Origin of the sequence: Pseudomonas sp. 43NM1 (assembly GCF_002836905.1) — a bacterium.
Taxonomy (GTDB): Bacteria; Pseudomonadota; Gammaproteobacteria; order Pseudomonadales; family Pseudomonadaceae; genus Aquipseudomonas; species Aquipseudomonas prosekii.
Genome location: NZ_MKGS01000144.1, coordinates 16,278 through 32,674, shown reverse-complemented (window position 1 = coordinate 32,674; position 16,397 = coordinate 16,278). Strand labels below are relative to the sequence as shown.

Annotated in this window: 19 protein-coding genes; all 19 read right to left on the bottom strand. The window is 59.7% G+C overall.

Going from position 1 to position 16,397, the window contains the following annotated elements; all coding sequences use genetic code 11:
• Window positions 1-164: 164 nt before the first annotated feature.
• Window positions 165-905 (bottom strand): RNA polymerase sigma factor FliA, encoded by a 741-nt coding sequence (gene fliA, locus BI292_RS15650; protein ID WP_092271422.1) that lies wholly within the window; start codon window positions 903-905, stop codon window positions 165-167.
• Entirely contained in the window at window positions 902-1,732 is an 831-nt protein-coding gene (gene fleN, locus BI292_RS15645) for a flagellar synthesis regulator FleN (protein ID WP_003184001.1), read from the bottom strand. The genes fliA and fleN overlap by 4 nt, the downstream gene beginning before the upstream one ends.
• Window positions 1,733-1,848: 116 nt before the next feature.
• Window positions 1,849-3,183, bottom strand: a complete 1,335-nt coding sequence (gene flhF / locus BI292_RS15640) for a flagellar biosynthesis protein FlhF (RefSeq protein ID WP_092271424.1) — start codon at window positions 3,181-3,183, stop codon at window positions 1,849-1,851.
• An 11-nt stretch (window positions 3,184-3,194) separates the two neighbouring features.
• A complete protein-coding gene (gene flhA, locus BI292_RS15635) occupies window positions 3,195-5,324 on the bottom strand; it encodes a flagellar biosynthesis protein FlhA (RefSeq protein WP_092271426.1) in 2,130 nt (709 codons plus the stop codon).
• A gap of 274 nt (window positions 5,325-5,598) precedes the next feature.
• Entirely contained in the window at window positions 5,599-5,817 is a 219-nt protein-coding gene (locus tag BI292_RS15630) for a cold-shock protein (protein ID WP_101208386.1), read from the bottom strand.
• Window positions 5,818-5,985: 168 nt separating this feature from the next.
• Window positions 5,986-6,108 (bottom strand): hypothetical protein, encoded by a 123-nt coding sequence (locus BI292_RS29180; RefSeq protein ID WP_256592698.1) that lies wholly within the window; start codon window positions 6,106-6,108, stop codon window positions 5,986-5,988.
• Between the two features lie 62 nt (window positions 6,109-6,170).
• Window positions 6,171-6,650: a hypothetical protein gene (locus BI292_RS15625; RefSeq protein ID WP_256592697.1), complete on the bottom strand. Its 480-nt coding sequence runs from the start codon at window positions 6,648-6,650 to the stop codon at window positions 6,171-6,173.
• Between the two features lie 139 nt (window positions 6,651-6,789).
• Window positions 6,790-7,929, bottom strand: a complete 1,140-nt coding sequence (flhB, locus tag BI292_RS15620; RefSeq protein WP_092271429.1) for a flagellar biosynthesis protein FlhB — start codon at window positions 7,927-7,929, stop codon at window positions 6,790-6,792.
• 3 nt (window positions 7,930-7,932) lie between these two features.
• Entirely contained in the window at window positions 7,933-8,715 is a 783-nt protein-coding gene (gene fliR, locus BI292_RS15615) for a flagellar biosynthetic protein FliR (protein WP_092271431.1), read from the bottom strand.
• Between the two features lie 3 nt (window positions 8,716-8,718).
• Complete coding sequence (gene fliQ / locus BI292_RS15610; RefSeq protein WP_092271433.1) at window positions 8,719-8,988, bottom strand: flagellar biosynthesis protein FliQ; 270 nt, start codon at window positions 8,986-8,988, stop codon at window positions 8,719-8,721.
• Entirely contained in the window at window positions 8,985-9,743 is a 759-nt protein-coding gene (gene fliP / locus BI292_RS15605) for a flagellar type III secretion system pore protein FliP (protein WP_092271435.1), read from the bottom strand. The genes fliQ and fliP overlap by 4 nt, the downstream gene beginning before the upstream one ends.
• Window positions 9,743-10,201, bottom strand: coding sequence for a flagellar biosynthetic protein FliO (fliO, locus tag BI292_RS15600; protein WP_101208385.1), 459 nt, complete (start codon window positions 10,199-10,201; stop codon window positions 9,743-9,745). The genes fliP and fliO overlap by 1 nt, the downstream gene beginning before the upstream one ends.
• Entirely contained in the window at window positions 10,202-10,660 is a 459-nt protein-coding gene (fliN, locus tag BI292_RS15595) for a flagellar motor switch protein FliN (protein ID WP_092271439.1), read from the bottom strand.
• Between the two features lie 69 nt (window positions 10,661-10,729).
• Window positions 10,730-11,698: a flagellar motor switch protein FliM gene (fliM, locus tag BI292_RS15590; RefSeq protein WP_092271441.1), complete on the bottom strand. Its 969-nt coding sequence runs from the start codon at window positions 11,696-11,698 to the stop codon at window positions 10,730-10,732.
• A 9-nt stretch (window positions 11,699-11,707) separates the two neighbouring features.
• The gene (gene fliL, locus BI292_RS15585; RefSeq protein ID WP_101208384.1) at window positions 11,708-12,214 is read right to left on the bottom strand and encodes a flagellar basal body-associated protein FliL; all 507 of its coding nucleotides are present in this window, start codon (window positions 12,212-12,214) and stop codon (window positions 11,708-11,710) included.
• 220 nt (window positions 12,215-12,434) lie between these two features.
• On the bottom strand, window positions 12,435-13,805 hold the full coding sequence (locus tag BI292_RS15580; RefSeq protein WP_101208383.1) for a flagellar hook-length control protein FliK: 1,371 nt from the start codon (window positions 13,803-13,805) through the stop codon (window positions 12,435-12,437).
• A 105-nt stretch (window positions 13,806-13,910) separates the two neighbouring features.
• Entirely contained in the window at window positions 13,911-14,258 is a 348-nt protein-coding gene (locus BI292_RS15575) for an Hpt domain-containing protein (protein ID WP_092271447.1), read from the bottom strand.
• Between the two features lie 31 nt (window positions 14,259-14,289).
• On the bottom strand, window positions 14,290-15,996 hold the full coding sequence (locus tag BI292_RS15570; protein WP_101208382.1) for a fused response regulator/phosphatase: 1,707 nt from the start codon (window positions 15,994-15,996) through the stop codon (window positions 14,290-14,292).
• A 5-nt stretch (window positions 15,997-16,001) separates the two neighbouring features.
• Window positions 16,002-16,307 carry an STAS domain-containing protein gene (locus BI292_RS15565; RefSeq protein ID WP_101208381.1) on the bottom strand — a complete coding sequence of 102 codons (306 nt, stop codon included), beginning with the start codon at window positions 16,305-16,307 and terminating at the stop codon, window positions 16,002-16,004.
• Window positions 16,308-16,397 lie beyond the last annotated feature (90 nt).

Genomic DNA, 16,397 nt, shown 5'->3' with positions numbered 1-16,397 from the left:
CTTGTCCAATTCGACCTCCAAGCAGTCTTAAACGCGCCCAGCACCTGGACACGCCATTTCATTCAATCAGGCAAAGCATTCGATGACTGTCTGGAGCACAACAGATCGAGACCGCTGCGGTTCATCACCGCACCAGCCTCGTTCGCAGTGTCCCCACACTGCCTTCAGCGCGCTCGCCACTCCCCCAAACGCCCCCGCAAACGGGCCGCGCACTGGCTGTGTAACTGGCTGACCCGCGATTCACTGACGCCAAGGACTTCACCGATTTCCTTGAGGTTCAGCTCTTCGTCGTAGTACAGCGCCAACACCAGCCGCTCACGCTCCGGCAAATTGGCAATCGCGTCCGCCAAAGCGGCCTGGAAGCGTTCATCCTCCAGATCGCGCGACGGCTCCAGATGAGCACTGGCGCCATCCTCGTGCAGCCCTTCGTGTTCGCCGTCCTGCAACAGGTCGTCGAAACTGAACAGGCGGCTGCCCAAGGTATCGTTCAAAATCCCGTAATAATCGTCGAGACTCAATTGGAGTTCGGCCGCAACCTCGTGATCTTTAGCGTCACGACCGGTTTTAGCTTCAATCGAGCGAATTGCGTCGCTGACCATGCGGGTATTGCGGTGGACCGAACGTGGCGCCCAGTCCCCTTTGCGTACTTCATCGAGCATCGCGCCACGGATTCGAATGCCCGCGTACGTTTCGAAACTCGCGCCTTTGCTGGCGTCGTATTTGGTCGACACTTCAAGCAGGCCGATCATCCCGGCCTGGATCAGGTCTTCCACCTGGACACTGGCCGGCAAACGCGCCAGCAAGTGGTAAGCAATGCGTTTGACCAGTGGCGCGTAACGCTCGATCAGCTCGTATTGCGCGTCACGTGCCGACTTCTGGTAGAGGTTGTAGCCACTGGCTGTCATAGGACGGGTCCTGCGGTTTGTTGCACGAGACGTTCGACGAAAAACTCCAGGTGTCCGCGCGGGTTGGCGGGCAACGGCCAAGTGTCGACCTTCTGTGCAATCGCCTTGAACGCCAGTGCGCACTTGGAGCGCGGGAAGGCTTCGTAGACAGCACGTTGTTTCTGCACAGCCTTGCGCACGCTTTCGTCGTAAGGCACAGCGCCTACGTATTGTAGGGCGACGTCGAGGAAGCGGTCCGTGACCTTGGTCAACTTGGCGAACAGGTTGCGACCTTCCTGCGGGCTCTGGGCCATGTTGGCCAGGACACGGAAGCGGTTCATGCCGTAATCGCGGTTGAGCAACTTGATCAGCGCGTAGGCGTCGGTAATCGAAGTCGGCTCGTCACACACCACCAGCAACACTTCCTGGGCGGCGCGAACAAAACTGACTACCGAGTCACCAATACCCGCAGCCGTGTCGATCACCAATACGTCGAGGTTATCGCCGATATCGCTGAATGCCTGGATCAGGCCGGCGTGCTGCGCAGGGGTCAGATGAACCATGCTTTGCGTGCCGGACGCGGCCGGGACGATGCGAATGCCGCCGGGGCCTTGCAACAGAACGTCGCGCAGCTCGCAGCGGCCTTCAATTACGTCGGCCAGAGTACGTTTGGGCGTCAGTCCCAGCAGAACGTCAACGTTCGCCAGACCCAGATCGGCGTCCAGCAGCATGACCCGTCGGCCAAGCTCTGCCAGAGCCAGGGACAAGTTCACTGACACGTTAGTCTTGCCGACGCCACCTTTGCCGCCGGTCACCGCGATCACCTGTACGGGATGCATGCTGCCCATGTTATTTCTTTACCTTGTCTTGCATAGACGGAGGCCACATTACTGGCTGCGCGTTCACAATCTGAACAATGCATGGCAGACCATCGATGTAGGTACAAAAACTGTTCATTAGCACCTCAGCCCACCTGCTTGGTCGGACTGTGGTAAATATCAGCGAACATGTCAGCCATGGCTTCTTCGCTGGGTTCTTCCTGCATTTGCACGCTGACCGCGCGACTGACCAACTGGTGACGTCGCGGCAGATGCAGATCATCTGGAATACGCGGGCCATCGGTGAGGTAAGCCACCGGTAATTCATGACTGATGGCCAGGCTCAACACCTCGCCCAGACTTGCCGTTTCATCCAGTTTAGTCAGGATGCAGCCGGCCAGCCCACAACGCTTGTAACTGTGATAAGCGGCGGTCAGCACCTGTTTCTGGCTGGTGGTAGCCAGAACCAGATAATTCTTTGACTTGATGCCGCGACCGGCCAGGCTTTCGAGCTGCATGCGCAGGGCCGGGTCGCTGGCCTGAAGGCCGGCAGTATCAATCAAAATCACCCGCTTGCGCAGCAACGGATCCAATGCCTGCACCAGCGACTGACCCGGATCGACGTGGGTCACCGAGACATTGAGGATTCGGCCCAGCGTTTTCAATTGTTCCTGCGCCCCGATGCGGTAGCTGTCCATGCTCACCAGCGCGATGCTTTGCGCGCCGTACTTGAGCACATAACGCGCGGCGAGTTTGGCCAGCGTGGTGGTCTTGCCCATACCGGCAGGGCCGACCATGGCAATCACGCCGCCCTCTTCCAGTGGCTCGACTTCCGGGGTCGCAATCATCCGCGCCAGGTGCGCCAGCAACATGCGCCAGGCCTGACGAGGCTCTTGAATTTCGGTGATCAGCGCCAGCAGGTCGCGCGACAACGGGCCGGACAAGCCGATGCGTTGCAGACGACGCCACAGGTTGGCCTGGGCCGGACGGCTGCCTTGCAGCTGATTCCAGGCCAGCGAGCCAAGTTGCACTTCCATCAGTTCGCGCAGGCTGTTGAGCTCGAAACGCATCGAGTCGAAAGCGCGCGGGTCGACCCCGCCGGCGGCTGGCGCAGGGGCCGGCGCAGCACGACGTGGTTCGCTGTAAGTCGGTTCGATCAGCGGCTCGGCGGCGGTCAGTGGCAGGCCGGCGAACAACTGGCGATTGGTGGTTTTGTCACCTTCGGTCTCGCCTTCGCTGCGCAGGGTCAATTCGGCCTGGGCGGTAGCGATGCGCGACTGCGTCTTGCGCAGCTCGTCCTCGAGTTCCATGTTCGGAACGCGCGGGGCCAGCGCCGACAATTTGTAATCCAGCGCAGCCGTCAGCTCGACACCGCCGGCGATCCGGCGGTTGCCGATGATTGCGGCATCAGCGCCCAGCTCATCACGAACCAGCTTCATGGCCTGACGCATATCGGCGGCGAAAAAACGCTTAACTTGCATAAACTGCTACCTCAGCCGTTGGGCCCTACTGTCGCAACGATGGTCACTTGCTTGTTGTCAGGAATTTCCTGATACGCCAACACGTGCAAACCCGGAACTGCCAGCCTGCCGAATCGCGAGAGCATCGCGCGAACCGGACCGGCCACCAGCAGAATCACCGGTTGACCTTGCATCTCTTGACGCTGCGCCGCTTCGATCAACGAGCGCTGCAGCTTTTCCGCCATGCTTGGCTCCAGCAGAACGCCCTCTTCCGAGCCTTGTCCTGCCTTCTGCAGACTATTGAGCAATATCTGTTCCAACCTTGGCTCCAGGGTGATAACTGGCAGCTCAGACTCAGTCCCTACAATGCTTTGGACGATTGCGCGGCTTACGCCAACGCGCACTGCAGCGACCAGCGCGGCAGTATCTTGACTCTTGGCGGCATTGTTGGCGATGGCCTCGGCAATGCTGCGAATGTCGCGAACCGGCACTTGTTCGGCCAGCAGCGCTTGCAAAACCTTGAGCAGCTGCGACAGCGACACCACACCCGGCACCAGCTCTTCCGCCAGTTTTGGCGAGCTTTTGGCCAGCAATTGCATGAGTTGCTGCACTTCTTCGTGGCCGATCAGCTCACTGGAGTGCTTGTACAAAATCTGGTTCAAGTGGGTTGCCACTACCGTACTGGCATCGACCACGGTGTAACCGAGTGACTGGGCCTGCGCACGCTGGCTGATTTCGATCCAGACCGCTTCAAGACCAAAAGCCGGATCTTTGGCGGTAATGCCGTTGAGCGAGCCGTAGACCTGCCCCGGGTTGATCGCCAGTTCGCGATCCGGGTAAATCTCCGCTTCGGCGAGGATCACACCCATCAGGGTCAGGCGATAAGCACTCGGCGCAAGGTCGAGGTTGTCACGGATATGCACAGTCGGCATCAGGAAGCCCAGATCCTGCGAGAGCTTTTTGCGCACGCCTTTGATCCGCGCCAGCAACTGACCACCCTGATTGCGATCGACCAACGGGATCAACCGGTAGCCCACTTCCAGGCCGATCATGTCGATAGGAGTCACGTCGTCCCAGCCGAGTTCCTTGGTTTCCTGGGCGCGGGCCGGCGACGGCAGCAATTCCTGCTGACGCTTGACCTCTTGCAAGGCCTGAACCTTGACCACGCTTTGCTTCTTCCAGAACAGGTAAGCACCGCCAGCCGCCAACGCGGCCATGCTCAGGAAGGAGAAGTGCGGCATGCCCGGCACCAGGCCCATGACCGCCATCAAACCGGCTGCAACCGCCAAGGCTTTCGGCGAGGCGAACATCTGCCGATTGATCTGTTTGCCCATGTCTTCCGAGCCGGACGCTCGGGTCACCATGATCGCCGCGGCGGTGGACAACAGCAGTGATGGCAATTGCGCCACCAAACCGTCACCGATGGTCAACAGCGCGTAAACCCGGCCGGCGTCGCCGAAGGTCATGCCGTGCTGGAAGATACCGACCGCCATGCCGCCGATCAGGTTGATAAACAGAATCAGCAGGCCGGCGATGGCGTCACCGCGAACGAATTTGCTCGCACCGTCCATGGAACCGTAGAACTCGGCTTCCTGGGCGACTTCCATGCGGCGCAATTTGGCCTGGTTTTGATCGATCAGGCCGGCGTTGAGGTCGGCGTCGATGGCCATCTGTTTGCCGGGCATGGCGTCGAGGGTGAAGCGCGCGCTCACCTCGGAAATACGCCCGGCACCTTTGGTCACGACGACGAAGTTGATGATCATCAAAATCGCGAACACGACGATACCAACCACGTAGTTACCGCCGATCACTACTTCACCGAAGGCCTGGATCACCTTGCCGGCGGCGGCGTGGCCGTCCTGGCCGTGGAGCATGACCACCCGCGTCGATGCGACGTTGAGCGCCAGGCGCATCAATGTCGCCACCAGCAAAATGGTCGGGAACACGGCGAAATCCAGCGGCCGCAAGGCGTAGACGCAGACCAGCAGGACGACGATCGACAAGGCAATGTTGAACGTGAAAAACACGTCCAGCAGGAACGGCGGGATCGGCAACATCATCATCGCCAACATGACCAGCAGCAACAGCGGCACACCCAGATTCCCCCGACTCAAGTCGGCGACGTTTGTGCGAGCACTGTTGAGTAACTGAGAGCGATCCACCGGTTTTCCCCGTTCCTTTAAAGCAAACTTTTGACGCCCGAAGCAGGCGCAGGACGGCTACTGCAAGAAGCCTTCCAACTTTTGCAGGGGCAGGAAATAGAGGTGTATGCAAGCGCGCAGGATCAAACGATCGCGGCCTTCGGCAGCTCCTACAGGGATCGCGATGTTGTGGTGTGAACCCGATCTGTAGGAGCTGCCGAAGGCCGCTATCTTTTGATTTTCAGCTCACGGGTATCGGCGGGGGGATTCCGATGATTGCCAAGGACACCAACCTTCAGGACTGAATTACCTGGATATCGCTTGCCTGGAGCCCCTGGAACCCTTTTGGACCTTGAGTCGGTTCATAGCTGACCTTCTGGCCCTCTAGAAGGGTCTTAGATCCGTTCGTCTGAATCGCCGAATAATGCGCAAAAATTTGTGCCGACCCGTCATCCGGCGCAATAAAACCAACCCCCTTTGATTCGTCGAACCATAAGACTGTACCTGTCGCCATGATTGCTCTCCTTGAATCATCCATAAGGCACGCTTGTCGTGACCTTGTGACGATGAAACGCCGAGGAGCCAACGCTGCCTACTGTCAAAGTTGACAGGTTTGGCCCTGTTTCCGACTAACGGTCGAGGAACAATCACCACCCCTCCTGTGGGAACGGGTGGAGTGTCCCTACGCGGTCAGAATCTGCCCGGGAAGGATGTCGCCGAAGCGCAGTTGCGAGCCCTTCATGTAACGCATGCCCTTGAACATTTGCCGCCCTTCAACTTCGACCAGATCCTCATGGCAATACATCAACACCACCATAGTTACGGGGGCGACTTCAGATGGCCGGGCCTCATCACCTTTCAGAAGATTCAAGCCCACTGAAAACGAATCACCGGCAAATCGCCTATTTCAATCTGCCGCGTTTCGCCTGCCAGTCGAAAGTCCATGCTCGTCTTGATTCGCAACTTGCCGTTGATGACTTCAAATTGGGGTTTGCTGTATCGCTGCTCCACTCCTCCCCCGCTTGACCACTCATCCATGTAGTAACGAGGGTGAATGAATACGTCGAACAGTGCGGCGTTGCCGCCAATATTGCCGGCCGCATCGAATAGATAGTTGTAGGCATAGTGATAGGCCATCCCATCCAGTTCGGGCTGGATGGCATTCACCGGGCTGCTCAGATAGCCCGGAATATAAAGATTGGCCATCTGCACAAAGTGGGTGAAGTCCAGGGTCATGTCGAACGTGACGGTATAACTGATGGACCGTCCAGCTGGAACTTCTTCAAGCCTTTCCGAAACAAACTCCAACTCCATACCCTGAAGTTTTCTGTGTTCACGCGCTGCCATGATCAGTCCCTCTTTGTCTTGCGATGGACAACGCTTGGGATGACGGACGTCTACTGTCAGAACTAACAGGTCGTGGGGCTTTTCAGATAGACGGAACAGACGCGCATACCCCTTGCGGGAGCGGCGGTTTGCGGGGTAATCAGGAATCGCGGCGCAGATCCGGCGGGATCGGCAAATCATCCTTGAGCGGATCCGGGCGTTTACCCTTGCCGGCGCGGTGTTGGCGGATCTGATAGACGTAGGCCAACACTTGCGCGACCGCCAAGTACAGGCCGCCGGGGATTTCCTGATCGAGTTCGGTGGAGTAATAGATTGACCGCGCCAGCGCCGGCGATTCGAGCAGCAACACTTCATTGGCGACGGCGATTTCACGGATTTTCAACGCCAGGAAGTCGCTGCCCTTGGCCAGCAGCATCGGCGCCCCGCCCTTCTCCGGGTCGTACTTGAGGGCCACGGCGTAGTGCGTGGGGTTGGTAATCACCACGTCGGCCTCGGGGATCGCCGCCATCATCCGCCGCTGCGACATCTCGCGCTGCAACTGACGGATGCGCTGCTTGACCTCGGGTTTGCCTTCCTGATCCTTATGCTCGTCGCGCACTTCCTGCTTGGTCATCAGCAGCTTCTTGTGACCTTCCCACAACTGCACCGGCACATCGACGGCGGCGATGATGATCAAGCCGCAGGCCATCCACAACGTGCTCCAGCCGACCACTTGCAAGCTGTGAATGATCGCCATCTCCAGCGGCTCGTGGGCGATGCGCTGCAAATCGTCGATGTCCGACGACAACACCGCCAACGCCACAAACAGCACGATGATGAATTTGGCGAAGGCTTTGAGCAGCTCCACCAAGGCCTTGGTCGAGAACATCCGCTTGAGGCCGCTCAACGGGTTCATCCGGCTGAACTTCGGCGCCAGACCGCTCGCCGCAAACAACCAGCCACCGAGAGAAATCGGGCCGATCAGCGCCGCCAGCACCAGGGAAATCATGATCGGCTGAATCGCCAGCAAGGCCACCAGCCCGGATTGCATCAGGTAGCGGCCCATGTAGTTCGGATCAAGGACCACATCGCGCGGCAGCGAAAAATTCAGGCTCATCAGCCCCATCAATTTTTCCGCCAGGGCACCGCCGAAAATCAACAGCGCGCTGGCGCCGACCAACATGATCGCCAGCGTATTGAGTTCTTTGGAACGCACGGTCTCGCCCTTGTCGCGGGCGTCCTTTTTCTTTTTCTCCGTGGGGTCTTCTGTTTTGTCTTGACCGCTTTCGCTCTCAGCCATGGCTCAGGTCGCCTGTGCCAGTGAGCGTAAAAACTGCAGGGCTTCGGAGGCCATGGGTTGGTACTGATTGAGAATATCGCCGAGGCTGACCCAGAGAATGAACATGCCGAGCACCAGCGTCAGCGGGAAACCAATGGAGAAAATGTTCAACTGCGGCGCCGCCCGGGTCATCACCCCAAACGCAATGTTGACCACCAGCAACGCCGTGACCGCCGGCAACACCAGCACCAGTGCCGCGCCGAGGACCCAACCAAGCTTGCCGGCCAATTCCCAGAAATGATTGACCATGAACCCGCTGCCGACCGGCAACGTGGTGAAGCTTTCGGTGAGCACTTCGAACACCACAAGGTGGCCATTCATCGACAGGAACAGCAGCGTCACCAGCATGGTGAAAAACTGCCCGATCACCGCCACCGAGACGCCGTTGGTGGGGTCGATCATCGAGGCGAAGCCCATGCCCATCTGGATCGCGACGATTTGCCCGGCGATCACGAAAGCCTGGAAGAACAGCTGCAAGGAGAACGCCAGCACGGCGCCGATGATGATCTGCTCACCAATCAGTAGCAGCCCGCTCAGGTCCAGCGGATTGACCGGTGGCATCGGCGGCAGCGCCGGCGTGATGACCACGGTTATCGCCAGCGCAAAGTAGGCGCGCACGCGGCGCGGCACCAGGGTCGTGCCGATAATCGGCATGAACATCAGCACCGCGCCGACGCGGAACAGCGGCAACATGAACGTTGCCACCCACGTGCTGATCTGGGTATCGGTCAGCTGCAGCAGTGACATGGCTTAGCCGATGACCGTAGGAATATTGCCGTACAACTGCAGGATATATTCCATGAAGGTTTGCGTGAGCCACGGGCCAGCGACGATCAACGTCACCAGCATCACCAGCAAGCGCGGCAAGAAGCTCAGGGTTTGTTCGTTGATCTGCGTTGCGGCCTGGAACATCGCCACCAGCAAGCCGACCAGCAGACTCGGGATCACCAGCACCGCCACCATCATCGTGGTCAGCCACAGCGCTTCGCGAAATATGTCTACGGCGACTTCCGGGGTCATGGCGAAACACCTCCAAAACTGCTGGCCAACGTGCCGATGATCAACGCCCAGCCATCCACCAGCACAAACAGCATGATCTTGAACGGCAACGAAATGATCAGCGGCGACAGCATCATCATCCCCATCGCCATCAGCACACTGGCCACCACCAGGTCGATGATCAGGAACGGAATGAAGATCATGAAGCCGATCTGGAACGCGGTTTTAAGCTCGGAGGTGACAAACGCCGGCACCAGAATGGTCAACGGCGCCTGATCCGGGGTAGCGATGTCGGTGCGTTTGGACAGGCGCATGAACAGCTCCAGATCGCTGGTGCGCGTCTGGGCGAGCATGAAGTCCTTGATCGGCACTTGCGCCTTGAGCACGGCGTCCTGCGCGGTCATGGTTTCCGCCAGGTATGGCTGCAGGGCATCGTTGTTCACCCGGTCGAACACCGGCGCCATGATGAACATGGTGAGGAACAGCGCCATGCCGGTGAGGATCTGGTTCGACGGCGTCTGTTGCAGGCCGAGGGCCTGACGCAGGATCGAGAAGACGATGATGATCCGGGTGAAACTGGTCATCAGCATGACGAACGCCGGAATAAAACTCAGCGCCGTCATGATCAGCAGAATCTGCAGACTGACCGAGTATTCCTGCGCGCCTTGCGCGTTGGTGCCGAGGGTAATTGCCGGGATCGACAAAGGATCGGCGGCCAACGCCAGCGGCGCCGCCAGCATCAATGCCAGCGTCAAGACGATGCGTAGCGCACCCATTACTTCTTATCCTTCTGATCCTTGCCCAACAGTTCCATCAGGCGCTGGGCGAACTCCGGGGTGGTTTTTTCCGTGGCGCTCGGGACGTGCACCGGCTCCTTGAGCACATGCAACGCAGTGATGGTGCCCGGGCTCAGGCCCAGCAGAATCTGTTCGTTGCCGACCTGTACCAGCATCAAACGGTCACGCGGACCGAGTGCACGCGAACCGACGATCTCGATCACTTGGCCCTTGCCCGCCGGGCCGGCCTGCTGCACCCGCCGCAACAGCCAGGCGAGGAAGAAGATCAACCCCAGCACCAGCAGCAGGCCGAAAACCAATTGCGTCAATTGCCCGGCCACGCCGCTGTTGACCGCTGGCGCTGCGGCTGCTGCCGTCGCCGCAACCGGCTCGGCCGCGAGCACACTGGCTGGCAACGCCAGCAGCAATGCCGTCAGAGAACCCAGTACCTTGCTCACTCAGCGCAGCTTCTTGATACGTTCGCTTGGGCTGATCACGTCGGTCAGGCGAATGCCGAACTTTTCGTTGACCACCACTACTTCGCCATGCGCGATCAGCGTGCCGTTGACCAGCACGTCGAGCGGCTCGCCGGCCAGACGATCAAGCTCGATCACCGAACCCTGGTTGAGTTGCAGCAGGTTGCGGATGTTGATGTCGGTGCTGCCGACTTCCATCGAAATCGACACCGGAATGTCGAGGATCACGTCCAGGTTCGGACCGTCCAGGGTGACCTGATCGTTGTTCCGCGGCACGCTGCCGAACTCTTCCATCGGCAGACGGTTGGACGCCGAGCCGCCGGTGTCGGCCGCCAGCAGCGCATCGATATCGGCCTGGCTGGCATCGCCGGTTTCTTCCAGCGCGGCGGCCCATTCATCAGCCAGTGCCTGGTCGTCCTGGGCGTTCATATCGTCGTTCATCGTGTGTCCTCGGCGGGCCGCTCTTTAACAGGAAGCGGCCAGTGTTAAATAGGGGGAATTGAGCGCCGGTCAGCGGCGCTCGATCGGCTCGATCACTTGCAACGCGAGGTTGCCTTTGTGCGAGCCCATCTTGACCTTGAACGCAGGCACGCCGTTGGCGCGCATGATCATTTCTTCCGGCATCTCGACCGGGATGATGTCGCCCGGCTGCATGTGCAGGATGTCGCGCAGACGCAACTGACGGCGGGCCACGGTCGCGCCGATCGGCACGTCGACGTCGAGCACGTCCTGGCGCAAGGCATTGACCCAGCGCTCGTCCTGATCGTCGAGGTCGGACTGGAAACCGGCGTCGAGCATTTCACGCACCGGCTCGATCATCGAGTACGGCATGGTCACGTGCAGGTCGCCGCCACCGCCATCGAGTTCGATGTGGAACGTCGACACCACAATCGCTTCGCTCGGGCCGACGATGTTGGCCATGGCCGGGTTCACTTCCGAGTTGATGTACTCGAAATTGACTTCCATGATCGCCTGCCAGGCTTCTTTCAAATCGATGAACGCCTGCTCCAGCACCATGCGCACCACACGCAGTTCGGTCGGGGTGAACTCACGCCCTTCGATCTTCGCGTGACGGCCATCGCCGCCGAAAAAGTTGTCCACCAGTTTGAACACCAGTTTGGCGTCGAGGATGAACAGCGCAGTGCCGCGCAACGGTTTGATCTTGACCAGGTTGAGGCTGGTCGGCACGTACAGCGAGTGCACGTATTCACCGAACTTCATCACCTGCACGCCGCCCACGGCAACGTCGGCCGAGCGGCGCAGCATGTTGAACATGCTGATGCGCGTGTAACGGGCGAAACGCTCGTTGATCATCTCCAGGGTCGGCATGCGTCCGCGGACGATCCGGTCCTGGCTGGTCAGGTCGTAACTTTTGACGCTGCCGGGTTCGGAAGCGGTATCGGTCTGCACCAGACCATCGTCGACGCCATGCAACAGCGCATCGATCTCATCCTGGGACAGCAGGTCCTGCACGGCCATGTCGTGTTCCTACTGCAGTACGAAATTAGTGAAAAGCAGCTGTTCGATCACCACTTTGCCGAGTTCTTTCTGCGCCACTTCCTGGACGCTGGCAGTGGCCTTCTGCCGCAACATTTCCTGGCCAACCGGCGTCGCCAGAGTAGCGAAATCCTGGCCGGAGAACAGCATGACGAGGTTATTGCGGATGACCGGCATGTGCACTTTCAATGCCTCGAGGTCAGCCTGATTGCGCCCGAGCATGGTGATGCTCACCTGCATGTAGCGCTGGCGGCCGTTCTGGTTGTAGTTGGCGACGAAGGCTGGAGCCATCGCTTCGAAAATCGCCGGTTGTTTACCGGTCGGGGCGGTTTCAGCCGTCTCGGCGGGCTTGCTTTGAGCGTTGTGCATGAAGTACCACGTGGCCCCCACGGACAAGCCGATGGCCAGCAACACCGACACCACGATCAATATGATCAGCTTCAGTTTGCCTTTGGTTGCAGGGTCTTTAACCACTGCTGCCGCTTCACTCTTCGCCATGCCAATAATCCGTCACTATTCAGGTTTTCACAGTCGCACGGCAAGGCAAGAGCAAGTGTTATGCCAGAAGTGTTGCAGATCGCTTAAGCAGGGATCGCCAGCCAGCGCAAAACCAATGTGGGAGCGAGCTTGCTCGCGATTGCGATTCCACAGTCGACACGAATGTTGAATGTAGAACCGTAATCGCGAGCCAGCTCGCTCCCACAGGCTTGGCGTTTGATCAGGCGTAGTAATCGACGGCGCTGGAGCCGATGACGCTGGTGCTGCTGGCCGCCACTTCGGCAACCGTCGGCGCAATCTCTTCGTCCATCGAATCAACGCGTCCGCCACTGGCGCTGGTGCGGCCGCCCTGCCCTTGCTGGGCCTGTTGCTCCTGGCCCTGGCCCTGCCAGCCGCGAGACTGGTCGGAGACGTTGACATCGACCTGGCCCATGCCCTGCTGCGCAAACATGTCACGCAAGCGATGCATTTGCCCGTCCAGCGCTTCGCGAACGCTCGGGTGCGCGCTCATGAAAGTGATTTGGGTTTGCTGGTCCGGGACCATGTTCACGCGAATATCCAGGCGCCCCAACTCAGCCGGTTGCAACTGAATGTCAGCAGCCTTGAGGTTGACGCTGGACAGGTACATGACGCGATTGACCACTTCCTCAGTCCAGCCGCTTTGATGCATGGCGATCGGCTGATTGACCGGCACGGCGACGTTCGCGGTCTTCGGCGTAGCGGCCTGGGTCAATGCCGCCAGACGACTGGCGAAATCATCGACGCGGGTGTCGCTGCTGCTCGACGACAAGTCTTTCAGGCCTTCATTGAGCAAGCCGCTGAACGCCTTGTCGCCGCCCTGACCGGTGCCGGCCTTGTCGCTTTGCACGTCGAGCATGTTCGCCATGCCGGCAGTGAAGTTCTGCGCGGCTGTCGGCTCGCCATCGGCGGAGAGCTGCGCCGCGGTGGCTTTCGATTGATTCTGGCTGGAGGCCGAAACGTGACCGCTTTGCTCCATCGCCATGCGCAGGGCCGGCAAGGCATCCAGCGGATCGGCTTCCGGATCGAAATCAGTGTCGCCAGTAGCAGCGACTGCAACCGGCAGTGCAGCGGCCGCAGCAGCAGCAGCGACGGCGGCCGCTTGCGGTTGCTCGGTGGCGACTGCCGGCGGCGTCTCTGGCGCAGGTGCGGGCGTCACGGCTTGAGTGGCTTGCGCCAGCGCCGGGTCGAGCGTCGGATCAACCGGCGGCGCATCCACAGCTACCGGCGTTTGGGCGTCTGCGTCTTGCTCGCTGGCACCCTTGTCATCGGCAGCCGCCGGTTTATCGGCGGGCAAGGATTTGCCGCTATCGGCAACCTTCTGGTCCGCAGCGGCAGATTTGTCATTGCTCAAGTCTTTCTTGGCAGGCGCGTCCGCGACCTTGTCACGCGCCGGTTTGACCGGCGCTTCGGCCAGCATGGCAGGCTTTTTTTGCGCCTGTTTGGCGAAGACGTTGGCGAAGCTGGCTGCCTTATCCCCAGGCTCAGCGGCCGCTACCGGGTTATTGGCGGCGGCAGCTTGAGATTTGGCCTTGGTAGCGGCCTGAAGAAGCAAATTTGGGGTAACGGGCATGACGCGGTCTCCGCTGCACTGGGATCGTAGGTACAGTTGTGAAAGGTGATTGCAAGGTGCGAGCCAGAATGCCCGCAGCGGAGAAAAAATCGCTGAACGGTGGGATTACTCAGCCAGTGAACGCTGGCGCTCGGCTTCGTAGAGTGGACGGACGATGGCGAATTCGCCGTCGATTTCACCGACCAGTTTTTCGATCCCGGCCAACTTTTGATCTTTGGCACGTTGCTCGAGCTCATTGCACAGCTCGGCGAGGCGCGTGGCGCCCATGTTGCTGCTGCTGCCCTTGAAGCTGTGCGCGGCGTTCATCAGTTGCACCGCATCGTCGGCCTTGCGCAGCACGCGCAAGCGCTCTTCGGAATCGGCGATGAAGGTATCGAGCAACGTCGGATACTCACCTTCCATCACCTCTTGCAACGCGCTGAGCACGTCGCGATCCAGATGTGTATCAGCCACTTGTTCACTCCTTGATCAAGAATTCGCGGAATTATGCCAGAGCCTCCCAGTAAAACTCCACGTGCGCACTACGACCATCGTCGGACCAGCTCGCCTTGTGGCTCAATTGCCGGATCAGACTGACGCCACGGCCCGACAGACGGACGCCATCCACCGGCCGCTGCATCACCCGCGCGATATCGAATCCCTTGCCGCTGTCGTCGACGCGTATGTTCAGGCGACCGCCCTGCTCGGTCGGCGTGACCTGCAAATGCAGGCGCACGTAGCCGTCCTGCAACTGATCGAGGCGGGTATTGCGCTCCTGATAATAGCGGGCGAAACCCGAAGCATCGCGCTTGAGACTGGAATCGAGGCCCAGCACGCCATGCTCGAGCGCGTTGGAATACAGCTCGGCGAGCACGCTGTACAACGCGCCACTCTGCGCCCGCAGCCCGTGCACTTCCTGTAACAACTGCAGCAGATACGGCAATGGATTGAAGCGCTTGAGGGAGGCGGCGCGGAATTCGAAACTTACCGACCAGTCCAGCGGGCACGACTGGCCGCTGTCGGAGTACACCGGCGCTGGCGGGCTCACCTGTTGCGCGTCGAGCAGGCTGATCTCAACCATGCTCACATCGTCCCGGGCCTCGCCACGAAAGTCGCGCAGGGCCTGCTCGATGTCCTCGAACAACCGGTCAGGCTGGCGATTGGCGGCAAACACTTGCTGCAAACGTTCGACGCCAAATAGCTGGTCGTTGGCATCGCAGGTGTCGATCACCCCGTCGGACAACAGGAATACCCGGTCACCCTGTGCCATCGGAAACACTTCGGTACGATCATTGAAGGTCTGCGGGCTCAACACGCCCAACGGCAAGTGCCGCGCCGGCAGTGGCGTGCGCTCGCCGGTGGCGATGCGGTGCAGATAACCGTCGGGCATCCCGCCATTCCAGACTTCCACCGAACGGCTCTGAAAACTCAGGCACAACAACGTGGCGCAACAAAACATGTCCACCGGCAGGATGCGTTTGAGCTTGGCATTCATTTCCCGAAGGGTTTCCGACAAGCCGTAACCCTTGGCGGTCATGCCATAAAACACTTCCGCCAGCGGCATGGCGCCGACCGCTGCCGGCAAACCGTGCCCGGTGAAATCGCCGAGCAGCACGTGCATGTCGCCGGCCGGGGTAAACGCGGCCAGCAGCAAATCGCCGTTGAACAGCGCGTAAGGCGATTGCAGGTAACGAATGTTCGGCGCGTTGAGGCAACCGGAATGCGCGACTTTGTCGAACACCGCTTTCGCCACCCGTTGCTCATTGAGCAGGTATTCGTGGTGTTTGGCGATCTGGTCGCGCTGCTCGAGGACCGTTGCCTGCAAGCGGCGCAAGCGATCCATCGCCTTGATCTTGGCGGCGAGGATCACCTGGTTGTACGGCTTCGCCAGAAAATCGTCGCCGCCGGCCTCCAGGCATCGGGCCAGGGCTTCGCTTTCGGTGAGCGACGTCAGGAAGATGATCGGCACCAGGGTTTCCCCGGCGAGCGTCTTGATTTGCTGCGCCGCCTCGAAACCGTCCATCACCGGCATCATCGCGTCCATCAGCACTAGTTGCGGGCGCTGCTGACGGAAGGCTTCGACCGCTTCGGCGCCATTGGCAGCCGTCAGCACTTGATGGCCCTGGCGCCGGACGATGCTCGACAGCAGCATGCGATCGGCGGCGCTGTCTTCAGCGATGAGGATCGTCAGCGGTTCGAAGGAGGACTGCACAGCGCTTACGCCACGTCGAAGATTTGTTCGAAATTGGAGATGGCGAGAATTTTCCGGACATCGGCGCTGGCGTACGACAACTTAATGTTCGCGTCCTCGCCACCGGCGTGATCGCGCAACAGCAGCAACATGCCGAGCGCCGAGCTGTCGAGATAGGTGGCGTCCTTGAGATTGACTTCGAAGGACTCAGGTTTTGGCTGGAGATTTTCGTAGGATTCGCGAAATTCCTGATGCTTGGCAAAATCGAATCGTCCCGAGATCACAATCGTCAGTTTCTGCCCATCTGGAGTTAGTTCTGTAACGACTGACATTTAACGGCTTCCTTGTCATTGAACAATGTGTGTACAAGGTTTAGCACCTGCCGTGAAAGGCGGCAAGGCAGGAAATATTGTCGCGCCAGC

Excerpts from the sequence above, each read along its gene's own strand:
- fliA (WP_092271422.1), bottom strand. The coding sequence starts at position 905 with ATGACAGCCAGTGGCTACAACCTCTACCAGAAGTCGGCACGTGACGCG.
- fleN (WP_003184001.1), bottom strand. The coding sequence starts at position 1,732 with ATGGGCAGCATGCATCCCGTACAGGTGATCGCGGTGACCGGCGGCAAA.
- flhF (WP_092271424.1), bottom strand. The coding sequence starts at position 3,183 with ATGCAAGTTAAGCGTTTTTTCGCCGCCGATATGCGTCAGGCCATGAAG.
- BI292_RS15630 (WP_101208386.1), bottom strand. The coding sequence starts at position 5,817 with ATGGCGACAGGTACAGTCTTATGGTTCGACGAATCAAAGGGGGTTGGT.
- BI292_RS29180 (WP_256592698.1), bottom strand. The coding sequence starts at position 6,108 with ATGTATTGCCATGAGGATCTGGTCGAAGTTGAAGGGCGGCAAATGTTC.
- BI292_RS15625 (WP_256592697.1), bottom strand. The coding sequence starts at position 6,650 with ATGGCAGCGCGTGAACACAGAAAACTTCAGGGTATGGAGTTGGAGTTT.
- flhB (WP_092271429.1), bottom strand. The coding sequence starts at position 7,929 with ATGGCTGAGAGCGAAAGCGGTCAAGACAAAACAGAAGACCCCACGGAG.
- fliR (WP_092271431.1), bottom strand. The coding sequence starts at position 8,715 with ATGTCACTGCTGCAGCTGACCGATACCCAGATCAGCACGTGGGTGGCA.
- fliQ (WP_092271433.1), bottom strand. The coding sequence starts at position 8,988 with ATGACCCCGGAAGTCGCCGTAGACATATTTCGCGAAGCGCTGTGGCTG.
- fliP (WP_092271435.1), bottom strand. The coding sequence starts at position 9,743 with ATGGGTGCGCTACGCATCGTCTTGACGCTGGCATTGATGCTGGCGGCG.
- fliN (WP_092271439.1), bottom strand. The coding sequence starts at position 10,660 with ATGAACGACGATATGAACGCCCAGGACGACCAGGCACTGGCTGATGAA.
- fliM (WP_092271441.1), bottom strand. The coding sequence starts at position 11,698 with ATGGCCGTGCAGGACCTGCTGTCCCAGGATGAGATCGATGCGCTGTTG.
- fliL (WP_101208384.1), bottom strand. The coding sequence starts at position 12,214 with ATGGCGAAGAGTGAAGCGGCAGCAGTGGTTAAAGACCCTGCAACCAAA.
- BI292_RS15580 (WP_101208383.1), bottom strand. The coding sequence starts at position 13,805 with ATGCCCGTTACCCCAAATTTGCTTCTTCAGGCCGCTACCAAGGCCAAA.
- BI292_RS15565 (WP_101208381.1), bottom strand. The coding sequence starts at position 16,307 with ATGTCAGTCGTTACAGAACTAACTCCAGATGGGCAGAAACTGACGATT.